15 protein-coding genes are annotated in these 17,643 nt (G+C 74.5%); 9 read left to right on the top strand and 6 right to left on the bottom strand.

Annotated elements, in window-relative coordinates:
• Positions 1-992: 992 nt before the first annotated feature.
• Both DEI99_RS08800 and DEI99_RS08795 read left to right on the top strand, forming a co-directional pair.
• Positions 993-1,460: a hypothetical protein gene (locus tag DEI99_RS08800; protein ID WP_146247060.1), complete on the top strand. Its 468-nt coding sequence runs from the start codon at positions 993-995 to the stop codon at positions 1,458-1,460.
• A gap of 243 nt (positions 1,461-1,703) precedes the next feature.
• Positions 1,704-3,077: an MFS transporter gene (locus DEI99_RS08795; RefSeq protein ID WP_111040874.1), complete on the top strand. Its 1,374-nt coding sequence runs from the start codon at positions 1,704-1,706 to the stop codon at positions 3,075-3,077.
• Between the two features lie 587 nt (positions 3,078-3,664).
• On the opposite strand, the gene DEI99_RS08790 is transcribed toward DEI99_RS08795, so the two are convergent.
• The 5 genes from DEI99_RS08790 to DEI99_RS08770 form a co-directional block, all read right to left on the bottom strand.
• Positions 3,665-5,767, bottom strand: a complete 2,103-nt coding sequence (locus DEI99_RS08790) for an MSCRAMM family protein (protein WP_146247059.1) — start codon at positions 5,765-5,767, stop codon at positions 3,665-3,667.
• A gap of 112 nt (positions 5,768-5,879) precedes the next feature.
• Positions 5,880-6,332: an NUDIX hydrolase gene (locus tag DEI99_RS08785; RefSeq protein ID WP_258369230.1), complete on the bottom strand. Its 453-nt coding sequence runs from the start codon at positions 6,330-6,332 to the stop codon at positions 5,880-5,882.
• 107 nt (positions 6,333-6,439) lie between these two features.
• Positions 6,440-7,477 (bottom strand): SGNH/GDSL hydrolase family protein, encoded by a 1,038-nt coding sequence (locus tag DEI99_RS08780; protein WP_111040872.1) that lies wholly within the window; start codon positions 7,475-7,477, stop codon positions 6,440-6,442.
• A 90-nt stretch (positions 7,478-7,567) separates the two neighbouring features.
• Positions 7,568-7,924: a PRC-barrel domain-containing protein gene (locus tag DEI99_RS08775; RefSeq protein WP_071255290.1), complete on the bottom strand. Its 357-nt coding sequence runs from the start codon at positions 7,922-7,924 to the stop codon at positions 7,568-7,570.
• Between the two features lie 49 nt (positions 7,925-7,973).
• Positions 7,974-8,966 carry a glycosyltransferase family 9 protein gene (locus DEI99_RS08770; RefSeq protein ID WP_111040871.1) on the bottom strand — a complete coding sequence of 331 codons (993 nt, stop codon included), beginning with the start codon at positions 8,964-8,966 and terminating at the stop codon, positions 7,974-7,976.
• 101 nt (positions 8,967-9,067) lie between these two features.
• Between DEI99_RS08770 and DEI99_RS08765 the strand changes: the two genes are divergently transcribed.
• The 7 genes from DEI99_RS08765 to DEI99_RS08735 all read left to right on the top strand — a co-directional run bounded on the left by DEI99_RS08765 (position 9,068) and on the right by DEI99_RS08735 (position 15,951).
• Positions 9,068-9,646, top strand: coding sequence for an HAD-IIIA family hydrolase (locus DEI99_RS08765; protein ID WP_111040870.1), 579 nt, complete (start codon positions 9,068-9,070; stop codon positions 9,644-9,646).
• Complete coding sequence (locus DEI99_RS08760; RefSeq protein ID WP_111040869.1) at positions 9,643-10,671, top strand: glycosyltransferase family 9 protein; 1,029 nt, start codon at positions 9,643-9,645, stop codon at positions 10,669-10,671. Before DEI99_RS08765 ends, DEI99_RS08760 begins: the two co-directional genes overlap by 4 nt.
• A 137-nt stretch (positions 10,672-10,808) precedes the next feature.
• Positions 10,809-11,810: a glycosyltransferase gene (locus DEI99_RS08755; protein ID WP_111040928.1), complete on the top strand. Its 1,002-nt coding sequence runs from the start codon at positions 10,809-10,811 to the stop codon at positions 11,808-11,810.
• The gene (locus tag DEI99_RS08750) at positions 11,807-13,144 is read left to right on the top strand and encodes a glycosyltransferase (protein ID WP_111040868.1); all 1,338 of its coding nucleotides are present in this window, start codon (positions 11,807-11,809) and stop codon (positions 13,142-13,144) included. The genes DEI99_RS08755 and DEI99_RS08750 overlap by 4 nt, the downstream gene beginning before the upstream one ends.
• Positions 13,141-13,764: a D-sedoheptulose-7-phosphate isomerase gene (locus tag DEI99_RS08745; protein ID WP_111040867.1), complete on the top strand. Its 624-nt coding sequence runs from the start codon at positions 13,141-13,143 to the stop codon at positions 13,762-13,764. Before DEI99_RS08750 ends, DEI99_RS08745 begins: the two co-directional genes overlap by 4 nt.
• Positions 13,761-15,161 (top strand): PfkB family carbohydrate kinase, encoded by a 1,401-nt coding sequence (locus DEI99_RS08740; protein ID WP_111040866.1) that lies wholly within the window; start codon positions 13,761-13,763, stop codon positions 15,159-15,161. Before DEI99_RS08745 ends, DEI99_RS08740 begins: the two co-directional genes overlap by 4 nt.
• An 85-nt stretch (positions 15,162-15,246) precedes the next feature.
• On the top strand, positions 15,247-15,951 hold the full coding sequence (locus DEI99_RS08735; protein ID WP_071255273.1) for an SDR family oxidoreductase: 705 nt from the start codon (positions 15,247-15,249) through the stop codon (positions 15,949-15,951).
• Positions 15,952-16,464: 513 nt separating this feature from the next.
• On the opposite strand, the gene DEI99_RS08730 is transcribed toward DEI99_RS08735, so the two are convergent.
• On the bottom strand, positions 16,465-17,544 hold the full coding sequence (locus DEI99_RS08730) for a glycosyltransferase family 9 protein (protein ID WP_111040865.1): 1,080 nt from the start codon (positions 17,542-17,544) through the stop codon (positions 16,465-16,467).
• Positions 17,545-17,643 lie beyond the last annotated feature (99 nt).

The raw sequence follows: 17,643 nt of genomic DNA, 5'->3' as shown, positions 1-17,643 counted from the left end.
CGGCGCGCGCCCGGATCGCGCTGGCGGGCCTCGAGCGCGGGCGCGGTCGCGGAGGCGGACACCGGTCAGGAGGCCCGACCGCGGTCAGCGGACAGCCTGCCTCGTCGACGCGGCCGGGTCGGGCGCCGCGGTCCGGTGGTGTGGGGACCCCCGGCTGGGCACGAGCGTCCGGTGCCGGGTCGGCAGCGACCCCTCCCGACGGTGTCGGGAGGGACGTCTGGCTGGAATCGGCCGGCGCCGGCGCCGGTGCTGGCTCCGGCTCTCGCCCTGGGCCGGACCCCGAGGGCGGTCCGGTCGCTGCCGGAGGACCGGACGAGTCCGCAGGTGCAGTCTCGGGCACGGCGACGAGCAGTGGGCCGGGTGCGAGCACGAGTGGAGCCGCGAGTACGGGTACGGCCGCGGGTGTGGGCCTGGGTTCGGGCGCGAGTGTGGGCCCGAACCCGGGCTCGGGTCCGGGCTCGGTTCCGGGTCCGGGTCCGAGGACTCCAGCGCGGTCGGGTCCAGGTCCGGGCACCGTCACCGGCCCGGACCGGGCCCTGGGCGCGACCTCGGGTCCGGGCTCAGGTCTCGGCACGACCTCCGGTTCGGGCGCGGGTCCGGGCAGGACCTCGGATCCCGGTCGGGGCAGGGCGGGATCGCCGGGCGCGACGGCGGACCCCGAGGTGCCCACGGGTTCGGTGTGGGACTCATGGCCTCGCCTGGCTGAGGCTGAGGCTGAGGCTGCGGGTCGGGACTCGGTGGCACAGCCGGTCGCATCCTCCGCAGCTCCCTCGGCAGCGGCGTCGGCCGACGGAGCATCCGCGTCGTGGTCGACCTCGCCCGAGGGACCCGGCACGACGTCGGAGCCGGACGCCGGCGGCCGAGCCGACCACGGCGCCGGACCCGGCCACGCTGCCGAGGTGGGCGGCGACGTCGGAGGTGCGCCGGGCCTCCCGACCGGACCGCAGCCGGTGCCCCGGTGGCGGACGGCGCTGTTCAGTGCACGGCCCCGCTTGTGGATCGCGCTCGGTGCGGCCGCGGCGATCGGGGTCGTCTTCGCGGCGGGCACGCTCGTCGGGAGCTCGTTGCCGGAGGTGCCGGCGGCGCCGTCGATCACGCCGACCGCCGGGACCGTGACGCTCGAGGAGCTCCTCGACATGCCGCAGACGTTCGCCGACCAGCTGCCCGGACCGGTCGAGGCGCCGGTGAGCCTGCACACGACGCGACTCGTCTTCACGAACCGGGCGCTCGACGGCGGGTCGTTCGAGACGCCGTGGAACGTCTGGGCCGGGGTCGGGACGGACCGGTCGACGATCTGCCTCGTGGCGACGGCGGACCGGATCGAGTCGACCTCCGCCTGCTTCCCCCGCGAGGCAGCGCTGCACGGGTCGGTGTCGATGTCCGCGCAGTCGATGAGCGGGACCCTGACGATCGCGCTGCGCGGTGGCGGGGTACAGGGTCGGGTGACGAACGAGTACTGATCCGGGGCCGTGGAGGTCGGTTCTGTTCGCTCCTCGCTGACAATCGTTGGAGCGCTCCCAGAAATTGTGCCGAGGCCCTCGCCAGGGTCCATCGAGCGTGCAACACTGGATCAGCGCACTCGCCGTGGAGTCGTACCCACATCATCCACACCAGCAGCGAGCGCGCCCCGCAGACCCCCGGTCACACGCCGTCCCCGACGGCGTCGTCGCGCGTTCCGCCGTTCCCCGGAGGAGGTCAGCATCGTGTCCACCAACACCACCACCTCGGCCGTGTCGACGAACACGCGGCCGATCACCGTCACCAGCCAGTCGATCGTCGGCATCGCCGTGCTCGGCCTGGCGACGTTCTTCGCCATCACCACCGAGCTCATGCCGGTCGGGCTGCTCGGCACCATGAGCGCCGACCTCGGCGTCTCCGAGGCGACGATGGGCATCGTCGTCACCGTGTACGCCGCCGCCGTGGCGATCCTCGCGCTGCCGCTCACCGCGTTCACCGCGAAGCTGCCGCGCAAGACCGTGCTCGTCGCGACCCTCGTCGGGTACACGGTCTCGAACCTGATGATCGCGTTCGCGCCGTCGTTCGCGGTCGTCTGCGCCGGCCGCGTCGTCGGCGGCATCGCACACGCCCTGTTCTTCTCGGTGGCCTCGGCCTACGCGACACGCATCGTGCCGCCGCGCCTGGCCGGCCGAGCCATCGCGTTCGTGTACTCCGGCAGCTCGCTCGGCTTCGTGCTCGGCGTCCCGGTCGCCACCTTCGTCGCCCAGCACATCGGCTGGCGCCCCGCCGTGTTCTCGGTCGCCGTCGCCGCCGCGGCGCTCGCCGCCGTCGCACTGCTCTTCCTGCCGGCGGTCAGCGGCGCTGCGTCGCCGCACATCGGTTCCCCGAAGGCCTGGGCGCGCACCGGACTGCTGTCCGTCGTCGTCGCCGACCTGCTGCTCTTCGCCGGCCACTACGTCGTCTACACGTACATCGGCCCGTACGCGATCGACGCCGGGCTCGACGCCTCGCTCGTCAGCGGCGCGCTGCTCGTGCTCGGCGGCACCGGCGTCATCGGGCTCTGGCTCGCCGGCATGTTCGTCGACCGGGCACCGCGGCAGACCCTCGTCGTCGCCGTCGCCACGATGGCGGTCGCCTTCGCCGCCCTGCCGTTCGTGCACGGCTCGCTGGTCGGCACGATGGTCGTCGCCGGGGTCTGGATGGCCGCGAACGGCACCACCGGCACGCTCTTCATGGCAGCCGCGATCCGCTCGGGCGGGGTCTCCCCCGACATCGCCGGTGCCCTCGTCAACGGCGCGTCGAACATCGGCATCGCCGGCGGCGCCGCCATCGGCGGGCAGGCACTCGGACTCGTCGGGCTGCAGTACCTGCCGTTCGCCGGCGCCGCCGTGCTCGTCGGCTCGCTCGGCGTCGTGCTCGCCGCGCGGCGCGGGTTCCCGGTGCACTCGCACCACCAGGAGCACCTGTCCACGTCGTCGATCGAGGCGATCACGTCCTCGCTCGCGGTGGTCACCACGTCGGTCCCCATCGTCAGCCGGGCGATCCAGACCGTCACCGGGTCGATCGGCATCGTCACCGGGTCGATCCGGACGCAGCGGCGGAGCTCCGAGCTGGGCTGAGGGCGGCGGGCCGGGCGGGTCGGGGGTCGATCGAGCACCGAGGTCGCAGAACGTGCCGCATCCCGGCGCTCGGAACGGCACGAAGTGCGACCTCGACGGTCCGGCCGCGGCGTGTCGTGCGACCTCGGCGCTCGGCCTCGGACCTCGGACCCGCCGTGCACGCCGAGTTCGGGTGTCGCACGAGGCACGGGTGCGTCAGCCGTGCGGCCCGCACCGCCGCGGCACTGAGGTCGCAGAACGTGCCGCATCCCGGCGCTCGAAGCGGCACGAAGAGCGACCTCGAGGTTCCGGCTGCGGCGTGTCGTGCGACCTCGTACGCCGGACGAGCCTCGGGTGCGCCCGCTGCACGGCCCGTGCGCCCGCGGCACTGAGGTCGCAGAACGTGCCGCATCCCGGCGCTCGAAGCGGCACGAAGTGCGACCTCGACGGCCCGGCGGCGGCGTGTTGTGCGACCTCGCCGCCTGTCGGCCCCTCGGCCCTGCGGTCCCTCGGCCCTGCGGCCCGCGACGACCCCGCCGCCCGCGACGACCCTGCACTCCACGAAGGGCGGGCCGGCACCAGCCGACCCGCCCGCCGTTCGAGCGCGCTCAGTCCTGCAGGTGCGACCGGCGGCGGTTGCGCACCGCACGGTAGGTGAGCAGCCCAGCGCCGAGGAGCACGAGCACCCCGGCAGCGATGAGGCCCGGCGTCAGGTCAGCGCCGGTGTAGGCCAGCGGCCCGCCGTCCGCGGCGTCGGACGGGTCGTCCACGGGGACGTTCCCCGAGCCGCCCGGGACGGTGGGCGTCGCCGAGCCCGAGGGCACGGGCGCGGCGGTCGCGCTCGGCGACGGGTTCGTCGGCGGGGTCGTCTCGGCGGCCGGCACCACGAAGGCGAGCGGGGTCGCCGAACCGGTGTCCGGCGTGACGATGGTCTCGGGCTCGACGCCGTCGACGTCGAGGGCGATCTCGTAGGACGTCGTGGGTGCGAGGCCGGCGAGGTCGAACGCGCCGTCGGCGTCGGTCTCGACGGCGACCGGGCCGCCGGCGTCGTCCTCGGTCGGGGTGGCGACGACCCGCACGCCTGCTGCGGGCTCGCCGTTCGTGTCGGTGACGGTGCCGGGCTGGTCGGTCGTGACGACCTCCGGCTCGGCGGGCGACGCGAAGGGCAGGTCGGAGTCGACCGTGTCCCCGACGACCGCGGTCACGCCGGTGTTCGTGGTGTCGCCGGTCGCTCCGGGCACGGGGACCGTCGTGCGGACGGTGTAGGTGCCGGCGACGGTGGCGAAGGTGTAGCGGCCGTCCGCGTCCGTCGTGGTCGAACCGACGACGGCGCCCGTGCCGTCCAGGAGCTCGACGACCTGGCCGGCCTCGACCGGGGCGTCGTCGAGGGTCACGAAGCCGGTGACGGTCGCGATGACCGACGGCGGGGCGGTGATCGCGTCGGTCGGCACCACCGGCACCCCGGCGTCACCGGTGTCCACGGGCGTGGGGTCGTCGTCCGAGCCGACGACCGAGACGTCGACCGAGGCGTCGGTCGGCAGGTCGGAGACCACGAAGACGCCGTCGGTGTTCGTCGTGGTCGTGACCGGGTCACCGTTCGGCACGTCGACGACGACGGGGACGTTCGAGGCCGGGTTGCCCGCTTCGTCCTCGACGGTGCCGATGATCGAGGTCGTGTCCGTGGGCGAGGTGAAGGCGAAGACGACGTCGTTCCGGTCGTTGCCCGCGGCGACTTCGTTGAGCGTGACCTCGCGGACCACCGAGACGCCGTCGTCGGTGCCGTCGGGGTCGACCGCTCCGGCAGGCGTCGCGATGCGGACGACGTAGTCGTTGATCTGCGGCAGCGCCGGGAACGAGTAGCGTCCCTGCGCGTCGGTCGTGGTCGTGTAGACGACGCCGCGCGGTGCCGTCGCCGTGACGGTCGCTCCGGGGATCGCCGTGCCGTCGAGGGTCGCGACACCGCTGATCTGCGCCGTCTTCGACGCGAACCAGGTCTGGTAGACCGGGAAGCCGCTGCGCTGCTGGTACGTGATGGTGAGCGTCTTCAGCGACGCGGTCGGGCTGAACCAGGCGGTCGCACCCGCGGTGTCCGAGGCCGACGCGTTGCCGACGAGCGTGCCACCGCCGACGGCGGCGTCCGTGTTCGGCGTCCAGGTCGGGACGTCCTTCCCGACGGAGCCGTCCGGGTCGGCGCTGCAGGACCATCCGCCGGCAACCGCTGCCGAGCAGGAGTTGTAGCCGACGGTGCCGCCGTCGCGGCCGCCGAAGCCGAGTCCGGCCGCCGCGACCGGGTTGCCGTTCGCATCGGTCGCCGTGACGGTCGCCTGGTCGGCGTCGACGTCGCCGAGGACGAAGGCCCACGAGCGTGCGCCCGGGGTCGGTTCGGCGAAGGTGTAGGTGGTGACCGACGGGTTCGTCGCATTGTCCGCCAGGGGTCGCTGGTTCATGTAGGTCGTGCCGCGGCTGGTGCCGAAGCCGGCCTTGCCGACCGGCGTGTCCGCTGACTGCCACGTCGACGCCCCGCTGACCACGGTCGACTGCCGCGAGTTCGACGTGAACGTCGTCTCCGGGAACCCGGCCAGGGTCATCGTGCCGGTGTAGTCCTTGCTCGCCCCGCTCAGGGTGAACGTGCCCCAGTTCCCCGCCGGGTCGGCGGACGCCGTCGTGGCACCGCTGATCGCGAGTCCGGTGCCGAGTGCGAGGGTGGTCAACCCCGCCGTGATGGTGCGCCAGCGCCGCATCTGTACTCCCCTGGTGTCCGCGACGGCCCGCCCGACGCTCCGCCAGGCTAACCACGGGGTCCGACGCTCGTCCGGTGCGTTGTCACATCGTGATGCGGTCGAGCAGCCGTACCTGCCCGGCGACGAGCAGGTCGCGGGCTGCGTCGAGCCCCACCCACCGTGCGTCGTCGACCTCCGGCACGTCGACGAACCGCCCGGATCCGCGCGGCAGCTCGAGCCGCACCGTGTTGCTCCGCACCGTCGCGACGTCGAAGCCGCGAGGGGCGGGTGCCGAGAAGACCCGGACGCGCTTACCGGACGCCTGCCGCACCTCGCCGAGGTCGGTCACGTCGTCCGCCCCGACCGGAGCGGGGACCCCGAGTTCCTCACCGAACTCGCGGAACGCGGTCGCGAGCGGCTCCTCGTCGCCCTCCACGAGTCCCTTCGGCACCGACCACGCCCGTGGCCGGTTGCGCCAGAAGGGCCCGCCCATGTGCACGAGGAACACCTCGGGCCCGGTCGGTCCGGCCCGGTGCAGCAACAGTCCGGCGCTCACCACCACGTCCGCGACCCTACCGACCGGTCGGCCGGGAGGCCCGGATCACCGCCGACGGACCGCCCGCGTCCGACGACACGCGGCTCCGGCGTCGCGCGCGTCGGGTGTCAACCGGCGAGGGCGCCGATGACGCTCGCCAGGCGGTCGGTCAGGTACGCGACCCCGCGGCCGTTCGGGTGCAGCGCGCCCGTCTCGAGGTCGATCCGACGCAGGTCGCCGGTGCCGGTCAGGGTGACCCCGGCGACGTAGCGGTCGTCACGGGCGGCGCACGCGGAGTGCCCCGCGGTGTCCGCGAGCACGTCGACGAAGCGGACCCCGGCGGCGTCGGCCGCCGTGCGGGACACCTCGTTCAGCTGCTCCTGCACGTCGTGCAGGTAGGCGACGTCGGTGTCGGTGAAGGGGAACGTGTCGGACGGGAACGACCCTGTCAGCGACCCGAGGTCGAGCGCCGACCGGAAGCACCCCTTCGCCGGGGTGTGCTCGGCGTCCGGGAAGATCGCGGGGTACCCGAGGAACACCACGACGGCGTTCGGTGCCGCCCGTCGCACGGCGGCCAGGGTGTCGGCGACGCCGAGCGCCACCCGGGACTGGATCGTCACGCCGAGCTGATCGACGCCGTCCCGCACCAGGCTGCTCGCGCAGGACGGCGCGTCCCGGCCGGAGAACACCGGGCCGTGCGCCGAGAGCGCCAGGCACGAGGCCGCGGTGCCGAACAGGTCTGCGTCGTTCCCGCCGATGGTCAGGGTGACGAGCCGAGTGCGGGCCGACAGTGCCTCGATCTGCGGCGGGACACCGGCGAACTGGTGCCCGGACACGACATCGGTGCTCGTGGCTCCGGCGCACGTCACGTCGGTCAGGGCGAGCCCGAACCGCGCGGCCAGCCGGTGCGGGTAGTCCCGCGCCGACTGCACGCACGCGGTCGTCGGCAGACCGGTCAGCGGGCGGAGGCCGTACCCGGCGGAGTACGAGTCCCCGAGCGCGACGTACTCACTGCCCGGCGGCAGGTCCGCGAGCGGCTCGGCCGGGTCGGACGTCACCGGGTACGGCTGCGGCACCGGCCACATCGGGGCGGCCGACGCCGCGGTGCCGACGCCCGGTGCCGCCCCGGTGACGACCAGACCGACGACGCTGAGCGCAGACAGCACCGCGAGCAGCGTCCTGGTGGTGCGGAGCAGTTGCGGCCTCCGGGCGGGTCGGGTCGTGATGGGGATCGTGCCGTGCGGGACGGCTCGGGGTCAGCGGCGTCCGAGTCGGCGCTCGCCGCCGCTGCCCGTGCGGTACTCGAGGCCGTAGTGCTGGTAGAGCACCGGCTCGGTCTCCGCCTCGAGCTGCCCGTCGGTCGGGATCGACGGGGCGTCCTTGACGAGCTTCTTCGGGAAGGTCACGCGCAGGTGCTTCGGGGTCACGGTCGCGCCGACGAGCGGCACGAACAGGAGCTTCTGGAAGCCGACCATGCCGGTCGTCAGCGCACCGAACGACGCCTCGGACGTCGCCGTGTCGTAGTAGATGCTCTCGAGCGTGCCGACCTTGTCGTCGGCCTCGTCGACGACCGGCAGGCCGATCCAGTCTCGGATGTCAGCAGCTTCGAACACGGGTGCTCCTTCCGAGCCCCCGGCAGGTCCGGGTGGCTCTCGGTCGACGCTACAGGCCGGTCGGCTGAGCGGTCTCCCGGGCGACCCCGAGGCGGTCCACGGCGTCGAGCACGTCGGACGCCTGCACGGCGAGGATCGCGGGGTCCGGGTCCTCGGCGAAGACGTCGCCGCGTCGGACCGAGGCGTCGGTCAGGACGACGTGCGGGCCGGAGGCCGGCGGGCCCCACGCCTCGGGCGGGGCCGGGCCGAACAGCACGACCGAGGGGACGCCGTAGGCGGTCGCGAGGTGCGCCGCCCCGGTGTCCACCGTGACGACGACGCGGGCGGCGGCGGCCACGCCGGCGAAGTCCTGCAGTTCCAGGGAACCGGCCAGCACCGCCTCCGGCGCCAGCCCGGCCCCGTCGGCGACGGCAGCTGCGCGCTCGACGTCGGCCGAGCCTCCTGTCAGGACGACGTCGAGACCGCGGGCGCGGAGTCCGCGCACCACCTCGGCGAAGCGGTCGGTCGGCCAGTGCCGGGCACCGTGGAAGGCTCCCACGTGCACGACGGCGCCGTCCGCGGCGGCCGGCGGGGCCGCCGGACGCTCGATCGCGACGTCGTCGGCATCGGCGGGGATCCCGTGCCAGGTGAGCAGGTCCGCCCACCGGTCGCGCTCGTGCACGCCCTCGGGCCACTCCGGTCCGTCGTAGCCGTGCGTCGGGTCGGCGTGCCCGATCACGCGACGGGGTGCGAGCGCGGCGATCAGGTCGGACGACTCCGGGCCGGCACCGTGCAGGTTGACGGCGACGTCGACGGTGCCGGTCGGGACGGCGATCGGGTGGTCGAGCCCGTGCTGGGCGAGGTGCACGTCCACGCCGGACACGAGCTCGACGACCGGCGCGAGCCAGGCCGTCGTCGCGAGCGTGATGCGGTGGTCCGGGAAGGCACGACGCAACGCGCGCAGCGCGGGGACTGCGACGAGCAGGTCGCCGAGCTTGATGGCACGGAGGACGAGGAGTTCGGGGCGGCCGTCGGACGGCGGCAGGCTCTCGAGAGCGGTCACCGCCGAGATCGTAGACGGGAGCACCTGGTGCGCCGCGGAGCGACCGCGTTCCCTGGCTGTTCCTGGGGCACTGCACTGGTGGTCGTCGGTACGCCGGAGTCATGCCCCTCGATCCGGACCGCACCGTGCGCGGCCTGCTCTTCGACCGCGACGACACCATCGTCGTGGACGTCCCCTACAACGCCGACCCGCACCTCGTGGTGCCCGTGCCCGGAGCCCGCCGCGCCGTCGAGCGCGCCCGTGCCGCCGGTCTGGCAGTCGGGGTGGTGACGAACCAGTCGGTCGTCACCAAGGGCATGGCCACGCGGGACCAGGTCGACGCGACGAACGCCCGCGTCGACGAGCTCGTCGGTCCGTTCGACGTCTGGTGCGTCTGCCCGCACGACGCCGGTGACGACTGCGCGTGCCGCAAGCCGCGGCCGGGGATGGTGCTCGAGGCCGCGGAGCGTCTCGGCCTGCCGCCGGAGTCCCTCGTGGTCGTCGGCGACATCGGCGCCGACGTCGGGGCCGCCCAGGCGGCCGGTGCGCAGGGGATCCTCGTGCCGACCCCGCGCACCCGGCAGCAGGAGGTGGACGTCGCGACCACCGTGGCCGGCGGACTCGACGAGGCCGTCGACCTCGTGATCGCCCGCACGGCCACCCGGCTCGCCGGTCCGGACGTCGCGGCGGCCCGGGCGTGACCCGGCCGCGCGTCCTCGTCGCCCGGCTCGACTCGTTCGGCGACGTGCTCGTCGCGGGCCCGGCCGTCCGTGCCGTCGCCGCCCGGGCCGCGCACGTCACGATGCTGTGCGGACCGCAGGGCGCACCCGCCGGCGGTCTGCTGCCCGGTGTCGACAGCCTGCGGGTCTGGGCGGCGCCGTGGGTGACCGAGACCGCACGCCCGATCGACGACGCGGTCCTCGCCGAGTTCCGTGCGCTCGTCGCCGAGGAACGCCCCGACGAGGCCGTCGTGCTGACGTCCTTCCACCAGTCCCCGCTGCCGCTCGCCGTGCTGCTGCGCCTGGCCGGCGTGCCCCGGGTGTCCGGTGCGTCCGTGGACCACCCCGGCTCGCTGCTCGACGTCCGCCTGCGCCCGGGCGAGGACCTGCCCGAGGACATCCCCGAGCCCGAGCGCGCGCTGCGGATCGCGGACGCCGCCGGGTTCCCGCTGCCCGCGGGCGACGACGGCCGGCTCGCGGTGCGGACCGACGCGGCCCTGCCCGACGTCGTCGCGGCGCTCGACCGGTACGTCGTCGTGCACCCGGGGGCGAGCGTCCCCGCACGGTCCTGGCCGGAGTCGCACCACCGGGCGCTCGTGGCCGCCTACGCCGAGCGCGGCGTCCCCGTCGTCGTCACCGGCTCACCGGGCGAACGCGCCCTCACGGCCGCCGTCGCCGGGGAGACCGGCATCGACCTCGGCGGACGCACGAGTCCGGCGGAGCTCGCCGCCGTCCTGGCCGGCGCCGAAGTGGTCGTCGTGGGCAACACCGGGCCGGCCCACCTCGCCGCAGCGGTCGGCGCCCCGATCGTCAGCCTGTTCTCCCCCGTCGTGCCCGCAGCGAAGTGGGCGCCGTACGCACCACACGTCGAACTGCTCGGCGACCAGGGTGCGGCGTGCCGCCTGAGCCGCGCCCGCGAGTGCCCCGTCCCCGGGCACCCGTGCCTGTCCACGGTGCGCGTCGAGGACGTCCTGGAAGCGCACGATCGGCTGCTCCTCTGCGCTTGACGGATGGACCGGAGAAGTCTGCGGAGCAGCCCAGAGGCGAGTGCGTAGCGTCCGGCGAAGGCCCGTGCCGCGTCCCGAGTCCTCCGGACGGACGCATGCGGGCCCTCACGACCCTCTCGACCCGAACGGAAGCACGCATGCGGATCCTCGTCTGGCACGTCCACGGCGGCTGGATGGACGCCTTCGTCCGCGGACAGCACGAGTACCTGATCCCCACCACTCCGGCCCGGGACGGCTGGGGCCTCGGCCGCGGCGGCCGCGCCTGGCCCGACAACGCGATCGAGATCGACCCGGCCGACGTCGCCGACGCCGAGGTCGACGTCGTCGTGCTCCAGCGCACCGAGGAGCACGACGAGGCCCGGCGCCTGCTCGGCGGCCGCGACGTGCCGATGGTCTTCGTCGAGCACAACGCGCCCCGCGTCGACGTGCCGAACAGCCTGCACCCGTTCCGCGACCGCGACGACCTGACGATCGCCCACGTGACGCACTGGAACGCGCTCATGTGGGACTGCGGGACCACCCGCACCACCGTCGTCGAACACGGCGTCGTCGACCCGGGCCCGCTGTACTCCGGCACGCTCGACCGTCTCGGCGTCGTCATCAACGAACCCGTCCGCCGCAACCGCGTCGTCGGCACCGACCTGCTCCCCCGGTTCGCGGCCGTCGCCCCGGTCGACGTGTGGGGCATGGGCGCCGAGCGCCTGCCCGAGCTCGGCTTCGGCGACCGCGTGGTCGCGCTCGGCGACGTGCCGAGCGACCCGATGCACGCCGCGCTCGCGGAGCGTCGCGCCTACGTGCACCCGAACCGGTGGACCTCGCTCGGCCTCTCGCTCATCGAGGCCATGCACATGGCGATGCCGGTGCTGGTGCTCGCCACCACGGACGCCGCCAGGACCGTGCCCCCGGAAGCCGGGGCGATCTCGACCGACGTCGAGGACCTGGTGCGCGCCGCGGCCGTGCTGCTCGACGACCCGGACGAGGCCCGACGCCGGGGCGCGATCGCGCGCGAGGCCGTCCTCGCCCGCCACGGACTCGGTCGCTTCACCGCCGACTGGGACGACCTGCTCGACGACGCCGTCGACCGGGCGGCACGACGGAACCGCGCGACGGGAGCCGCGCTCGAAGGGAGCCTGCGATGAGGATCGCGATGGTGTCCGAGCACGCGAGTCCGCTCGCCGTGCTCGGCGGAGTGGACGCCGGCGGGCAGAACGTGCACGTCGCCGAGCTGTCCGGGGCACTCGCCGACCGTGGCCACCAGGTTACGGTGTACACGCGGCGCGACGACGCCGAGCAGCCCGTCCGGGTGCTCCTGCGTCCGGGCGTCGAGGTCGTGCACGTCGATGCCGGGCCCGCGCGGCACGTGCCGAAGGACGACCTGTTCCCCTACATGGGCACGTTCGCGGCGGTGCTCGCCGCCGAGTGGTTCGTCGACCGTCCCGACGTCGTGCACACCCACTTCTGGATGTCCGGGCACGCGGCCCTCGAGGCCGTCACGCAGGTGCAGGCCCGCACCGGCGGCGTCCGCATCCCGGTCGTGCACACCTTCCACGCCCTCGGCGTCGTCAAGCGGCGCCACCAGGGTTCGGCGGACACGAGCCCCGACGAGCGCGAGTGGGTCGAGCCGGCCGTCGGCCGCACCGTCGACCAGGTCATCGCGACCTGCTCCGACGAGGCCTTCGAGCTGAAGACCCTCGGCGTGCCGCTGCAGCGCATCTCCGTCGTGCCGTGCGGCGTCGACACCACCCTGTTCCGGCCGGACGGCCCCGTCGAGGCACGCGGCCGCGCCCTGCGGGTGCTCACCGCGTCGCGTCTCGTGCAGCGCAAGGGCGTCGGCACGACCATCGCCGCGATCGCCGAGCTCGTGCACCAGGGCCGCGACGTCGAGCTCGTCGTCGTCGGCGGTGCCGGTGTCGCCGGGGCCGACCTGGTCGACGACCCGGAGTACCAGCGCCTCGACGCCCTGGCCCGCTCGCTCGGCATCCGCGACCACGTGTCCTTCCGCGGGCAGCTCGGCCAGCACGACATGCCCGAGGTCTACCGCAGCGCCGACGTCGTCGTGTGCGCCCCCTGGTACGAGCCGTTCGGCATCGTGCCGCTCGAGGCCATGGCCTGCGGACGCCCGGTCGTCGCCTCGAGCGTCGGCGGGCTCATCGACACCGTCGTCGAGGACGCCACCGGCCTGCACGTCCCGCCGCGCGACGAGGCAGCGGTCGCCGCCGCCGTCGGTGCGCTGCTCGACGACCCCGAGCGCCGCGAGGCCTACGGTCGCGCCGGACGGGAGCGTGCCGAGTCGCGCTACACCTGGCAGAAGGTCGCCGCCGACAGCGAGCGCGTCTACGAGCGGCTCCTCGCCGGGGCCGTCCCCGCCGCGACCGCACCCACCACGGCCGCACGCACGCGTGCGACCGGATCCCCCACCCACGCCGGCCGGGTCGCCCGTGCCGCACAGCCGACGGAGCGGAGCGCACGATGACCATCGACCAGCAGACCGGGATCGACGAGCAGACGATCACCGCGAGCGAACGCGCGGTGCTCGACCACATCGCCGCGTCGGTCCCCGTGATCGCGTCGCTCGTCGACCACCACGGCCACATCGCCGACTGGGCCGACGACATCGCCGCGCGGCTCGTCGCCGGCCGTCGCCTGCTCGCCGCGGGCAACGGCGGGTCCGCCGCCGAGGCGCAGCACCTGACCTCCGAGCTCACCGGCCGCTTCGACGGTGACCGTCCCGCGTACTCGGCGATCTCCCTGCACGCGGAGACCTCGGCCGTGACCGCGATCGGCAACGACTACGGCTTCGACCAGGTGTTCGCCCGCCAGGTGTCGGCGCACGCCCGCGCCGGCGACGTCGTCGTCCTGCTCACCACGAGCGGGAAGAGCCCGAACCTACTCCGCGCCGCCGAGGCCGCCCGCGCCGTCGGCGCCCGGACCATCGCCATGACGGGTCCCCGCCCGAACCCCCTCGCCGACGCCGTCGACGACGTCATCGCCATCGAGGGGCCGTCCGCACACGTGCAGGAGGCCCAACTCGTGCTCGTGCACGCCCTGTGCCGGGCCATGGAGCCCGCGCTGCGCCGAGGCGGCCGCCGATGAGCGCCCGGTCGGTCCAGCCGGCCCGGACGCTCCGCATCGCCGTCGTCGGCGACACGCTGCTCGACGTCGACGTCTCCGGCACGAGCGAACGGCTCAGCCCCGACGCCCCGGTGCCCGTGGTCGACGTGACGACCGACGACCGCCGTGCCGGCGGGGCCGGCCTCGTCGCGACGATGCTCGCGCGGGACGGCCACGACGTCACCCTGGTCACCGTGCTCGGCGACGACACCCGCGCCCAGGAGATCCGCGACCTGCTGCCCGACGTCACGATCGTCGAGGGTCCGTCCGGTGCACCGACGCCGGTCAAGACCCGCGTGCGCGTCGTCGACCACGCCCTCGTCCGCATCGACGAGGGCTGCGCGACCCCGCCCGTGCCCGACGTCACGGACGCGATGACCGCGGTGCTCGACACCGTCGACGCCGTCGTCGTCGCCGACTACGGTCGCGGCGTCGCATCGGCCGAGGCCATGCGCACCGCGCTGACCGCCACCGCGTCGCGCATCCCCGTCGTCTGGGACCCGCACCCCAAGGGCGCGGCACCGGTGCGCGGGGTCGCCGTCGCCACGCCGAACGCCTCGGAGGCACGCCGGTTCACCGACCTGCCGGGTGAGGGCGTGCCCTTCGCCACCGTCGCCGCCGCGACCCTCGTCGAGCGCTGGGGCGCCGGCGCGGTCGCCGTGACGCTCGGCGACCGCGGCGCGATCGTCGCCGACGACCGGTCCGGCAGCCGCTTCGTGCCCGCTCCGTCCGTCACCGCGGGCGACCCGTGCGGCGCCGGCGACCGGCTCGCCGCCGGCGTCGCCGTGGCGCTCGCCTCCGGTCTCGACGTCGCCGACGCCGTGACCGCGGGCGTCGAGGCGGCCTCGGAGTACCTGGCCGCCGGCGGCGTCACCGCGCTCTTCGCCGACGCCGGCCCGGCACCGATCGCCGTGCCCGGTGCCGACCGCGACGCGCTCCGTGTCGTGCACGACGTCCGGAGCGCCGGCGGCACCGTCGTCGCGACCGGCGGCTGCTTCGACCTGCTGCACGCCGGACACGCCCGCACGCTGTCCGCGGCGCGTGCGCTCGGCGACTGCCTCGTGGTCTGCCTGAACTCCGACGACTCGGTCCGGGCGCTCAAGGGCCCCGACCGGCCGATCATGACCCAGGACGACCGGGTCGAGCTCCTCCTCGCCCTGGACTGCGTCGACGCCGTCGTGGTGTTCGACGAGCAGACCCCGGACGAGGCCCTGCGCCGCTTCCGCCCCGACGTCTGGGCGAAGGGCGGCGACTACACCGCGGCCGAGCTGCCCGAGTCGGCGACCCTCGCCGAGTGGGGCGGGCGCGTCGTCACCGTGCCGTTCCACCCGGGTCGCTCGACGACCCGGCTGGCAGCAGCCCTCGAACACGTCGGCTGACCGACACCTCCCCGCCGGTCCGCCGGCGGAACCGCACGACGTCACTGCACCACGTCCCCACGAAGTCCTGATGCAAAGGAACCACATGCCCGTCCCCACCACCCCGATCGGCCGCGTCCTCGTCACCGGCGGCGCCTCCGGACTCGGCGCCGCGGTCGTCGCGGCCGTCACCGAGGCCGGCGGCACCCCGATCGTGCTCGACCTGCGCGTCGACGCGGTCGCCGACGGCGTCGACGCCGTCGCGGTCGACGTCTCCGACACCGAGGCCGTCGAGCAGGCCGTCCGGGATGCCGCCGAGCGCCACGGCGGCCTCGACGCGGTCGTCACCGCCGCGGGCATCGACACCCCCGCACCGATCGACGCCATCTCGTCGGGCAAGTGGGAGCAGATCGTCGCGGTCAACCTCATCGGCACCGCCTCGGTCGTGCGCGCCGCACTGCCCGCACTCGAGGCCACCCACGGCCGCGTCGTGACCGTCTCGTCGTCGCTCGCCCTGCGCGGCGTCGGCCACGGCACCGCCTACTCCGCGTCGAAGTTCGGCGTGCGCGGCTTCTCGCAGGCCCTCGCCGCCGAGACCGCTGGTCGCATCGGCGTCACGAACGTCATCCCCGCCGGCATGCGGACGAACTTCTTCGCCGACCGCACCGAGCAGTACAAGCCGGGCCCGGATGCCCAGCTCATCGAGCCGGAGTACGTCGCCAACTCGATCATCTTCGCCCTGTCGCAGCCGGCCGGCTGCGAGATCCGCGAGCTGTCGATCATGCCCGCCACGGAGCCGAGCTGGCCGTAGGCCCCTCGCCCCTCGCGAACGCGACAGGACCCCGCGGATCTCCCGCGGGGTCCTGTCGCGTTCGCGCTCGTGTTGCGGTGGTCGACCGCGGCCCAGTCGCGCCGTCAGTGCCGTCAGTACCGCCGGAGCGACAGATCCCGCCCGCCGCACTCGACCACCCCGCCAACGCGACAGACCTGCGTGAAAGGTTCGCGTGGATCTGTCGCTTTCGCGACCGCCGGGCGGGAGGCACGGTGCCGGACGTGCGCCGCGCCTCCCGCCCGGCAGGCGGGCGCGACCACCCCGTCAAAGCGACAGATCCCGTCCGCCCGCGCACAACCACCCCGGCAAAGCGACAGACCCGCGTGGAACGTCCACGTGGAACTGTCGCTTTCGCGACCACCCCGCCGAAGCGACAGACCCCGACCGCCCGTGCGAGACCACCCCGCCGAAGCGACAGACCCGCGCGGAACGTTCGCAGGAACCTGTCGCTTCCGCAGGCAAGTCCTCGGGCACAGCCCCCGCAGCCCGCCCTCAGAGCGTGCGCAACAGGTCCGCGACGTCCTCGATGACGGCCTCGGGTCGGACCTCGTCGACGTAGGACGGGTCGTGCTCGCAGCGCTCCGCGGTCCAGCCGACCTGGGTGACGTCGATGCCGCAGACCGGGCAGCGCGTGACGTAGGACATGTGCACGCGGTGGCGGCCACGGTCGATCGGGCCGGCGTTCACGACATTGCCGAACCAGAAGACGCCGACGGTGGGCGTGCCGACGGCGACGGCGAGGTGGCGGGGGCCGGAGTCGTCGCCGACCATGACGTCGGCGGCGGCGAGGACGGCGGGCAGCTCGCGCAGGGGCAGCGACCCGGTCAGGTCGTGGACGCGGTCCTCGCCGACGGCGCGGCGGATGGCGTTGGCGGCCGGGACGTCGCTGGCGTCGCCGACGAGCACGACGTCGTCACCGGCCTCGAGGCGGGCGCGCACGACCGCGGCGAAGTGGTCCGGGCTCCAGCGGCGGCGCGGGTCGGTCGCGCCGGGGTGGACGGCGACCAGCCTGCCGGTGACGCCGAGTCGGCTGCGCACGGCGGCGCGTTCGTCCTCGGTGACCTGCACGCGCGGGTCGAGGGTGACCGGTTCGGCGCCGGCGAGCGAGGCGACCTCGAGCCCCCGGACCACCTCGTGCTGGTAGTAGACGTAGCGGACCCAGCGTTCCAGGACCTCGGCGTCCTCGGTGGCGGTGCCGACCGTGTGCCGGGCGCCGAGCCGCAGCAGGAACGGGTTCGAGTTCCGCCCGCCGCCGTGGAGCTGCACGGCCAGGTCGAAGCGTCCGTGCAGCCGCGCGGTGAAGTCCTCGAGGGACGGGGCGTCGTCGCCGGCGTCCCGGACGCCGGGCGAGACCGGGAGCTCCTCGAAGGCGTGCACGGCGTCGGTCCGGCCCTCGAGCACGGCGGGCGCGACCGGGGTGCTCAGCAGGGTGATCCGGGCCGACGGGTACGCCGCGGCCAGGGCCTCGAGCGCCGGCACGGCGAACATGAGGTCCCCCAGTCCTCCGCCGCGGAGCACCGCGATCTCCTCGACACCCTCGAACCGTTCTCCGCCCACACCGATCTGTTGCACGCTTCACGTCTACCGGTCGGGACCCGGTCGAACGCCCAGTCCGGTGCCCGGATGGTCGAGAAGCGCGATGCCGAGACCACACCCAGCGACTTCCGGGCA

Source organism: Curtobacterium sp. MCLR17_036 (assembly GCF_003234445.2).
GTDB lineage: Bacteria > Actinomycetota > Actinomycetes > Actinomycetales > Microbacteriaceae > Curtobacterium.
Note: the sequence above shows the minus strand (reverse complement) of the source record. Positions and strands in the feature narration are given on the sequence as shown.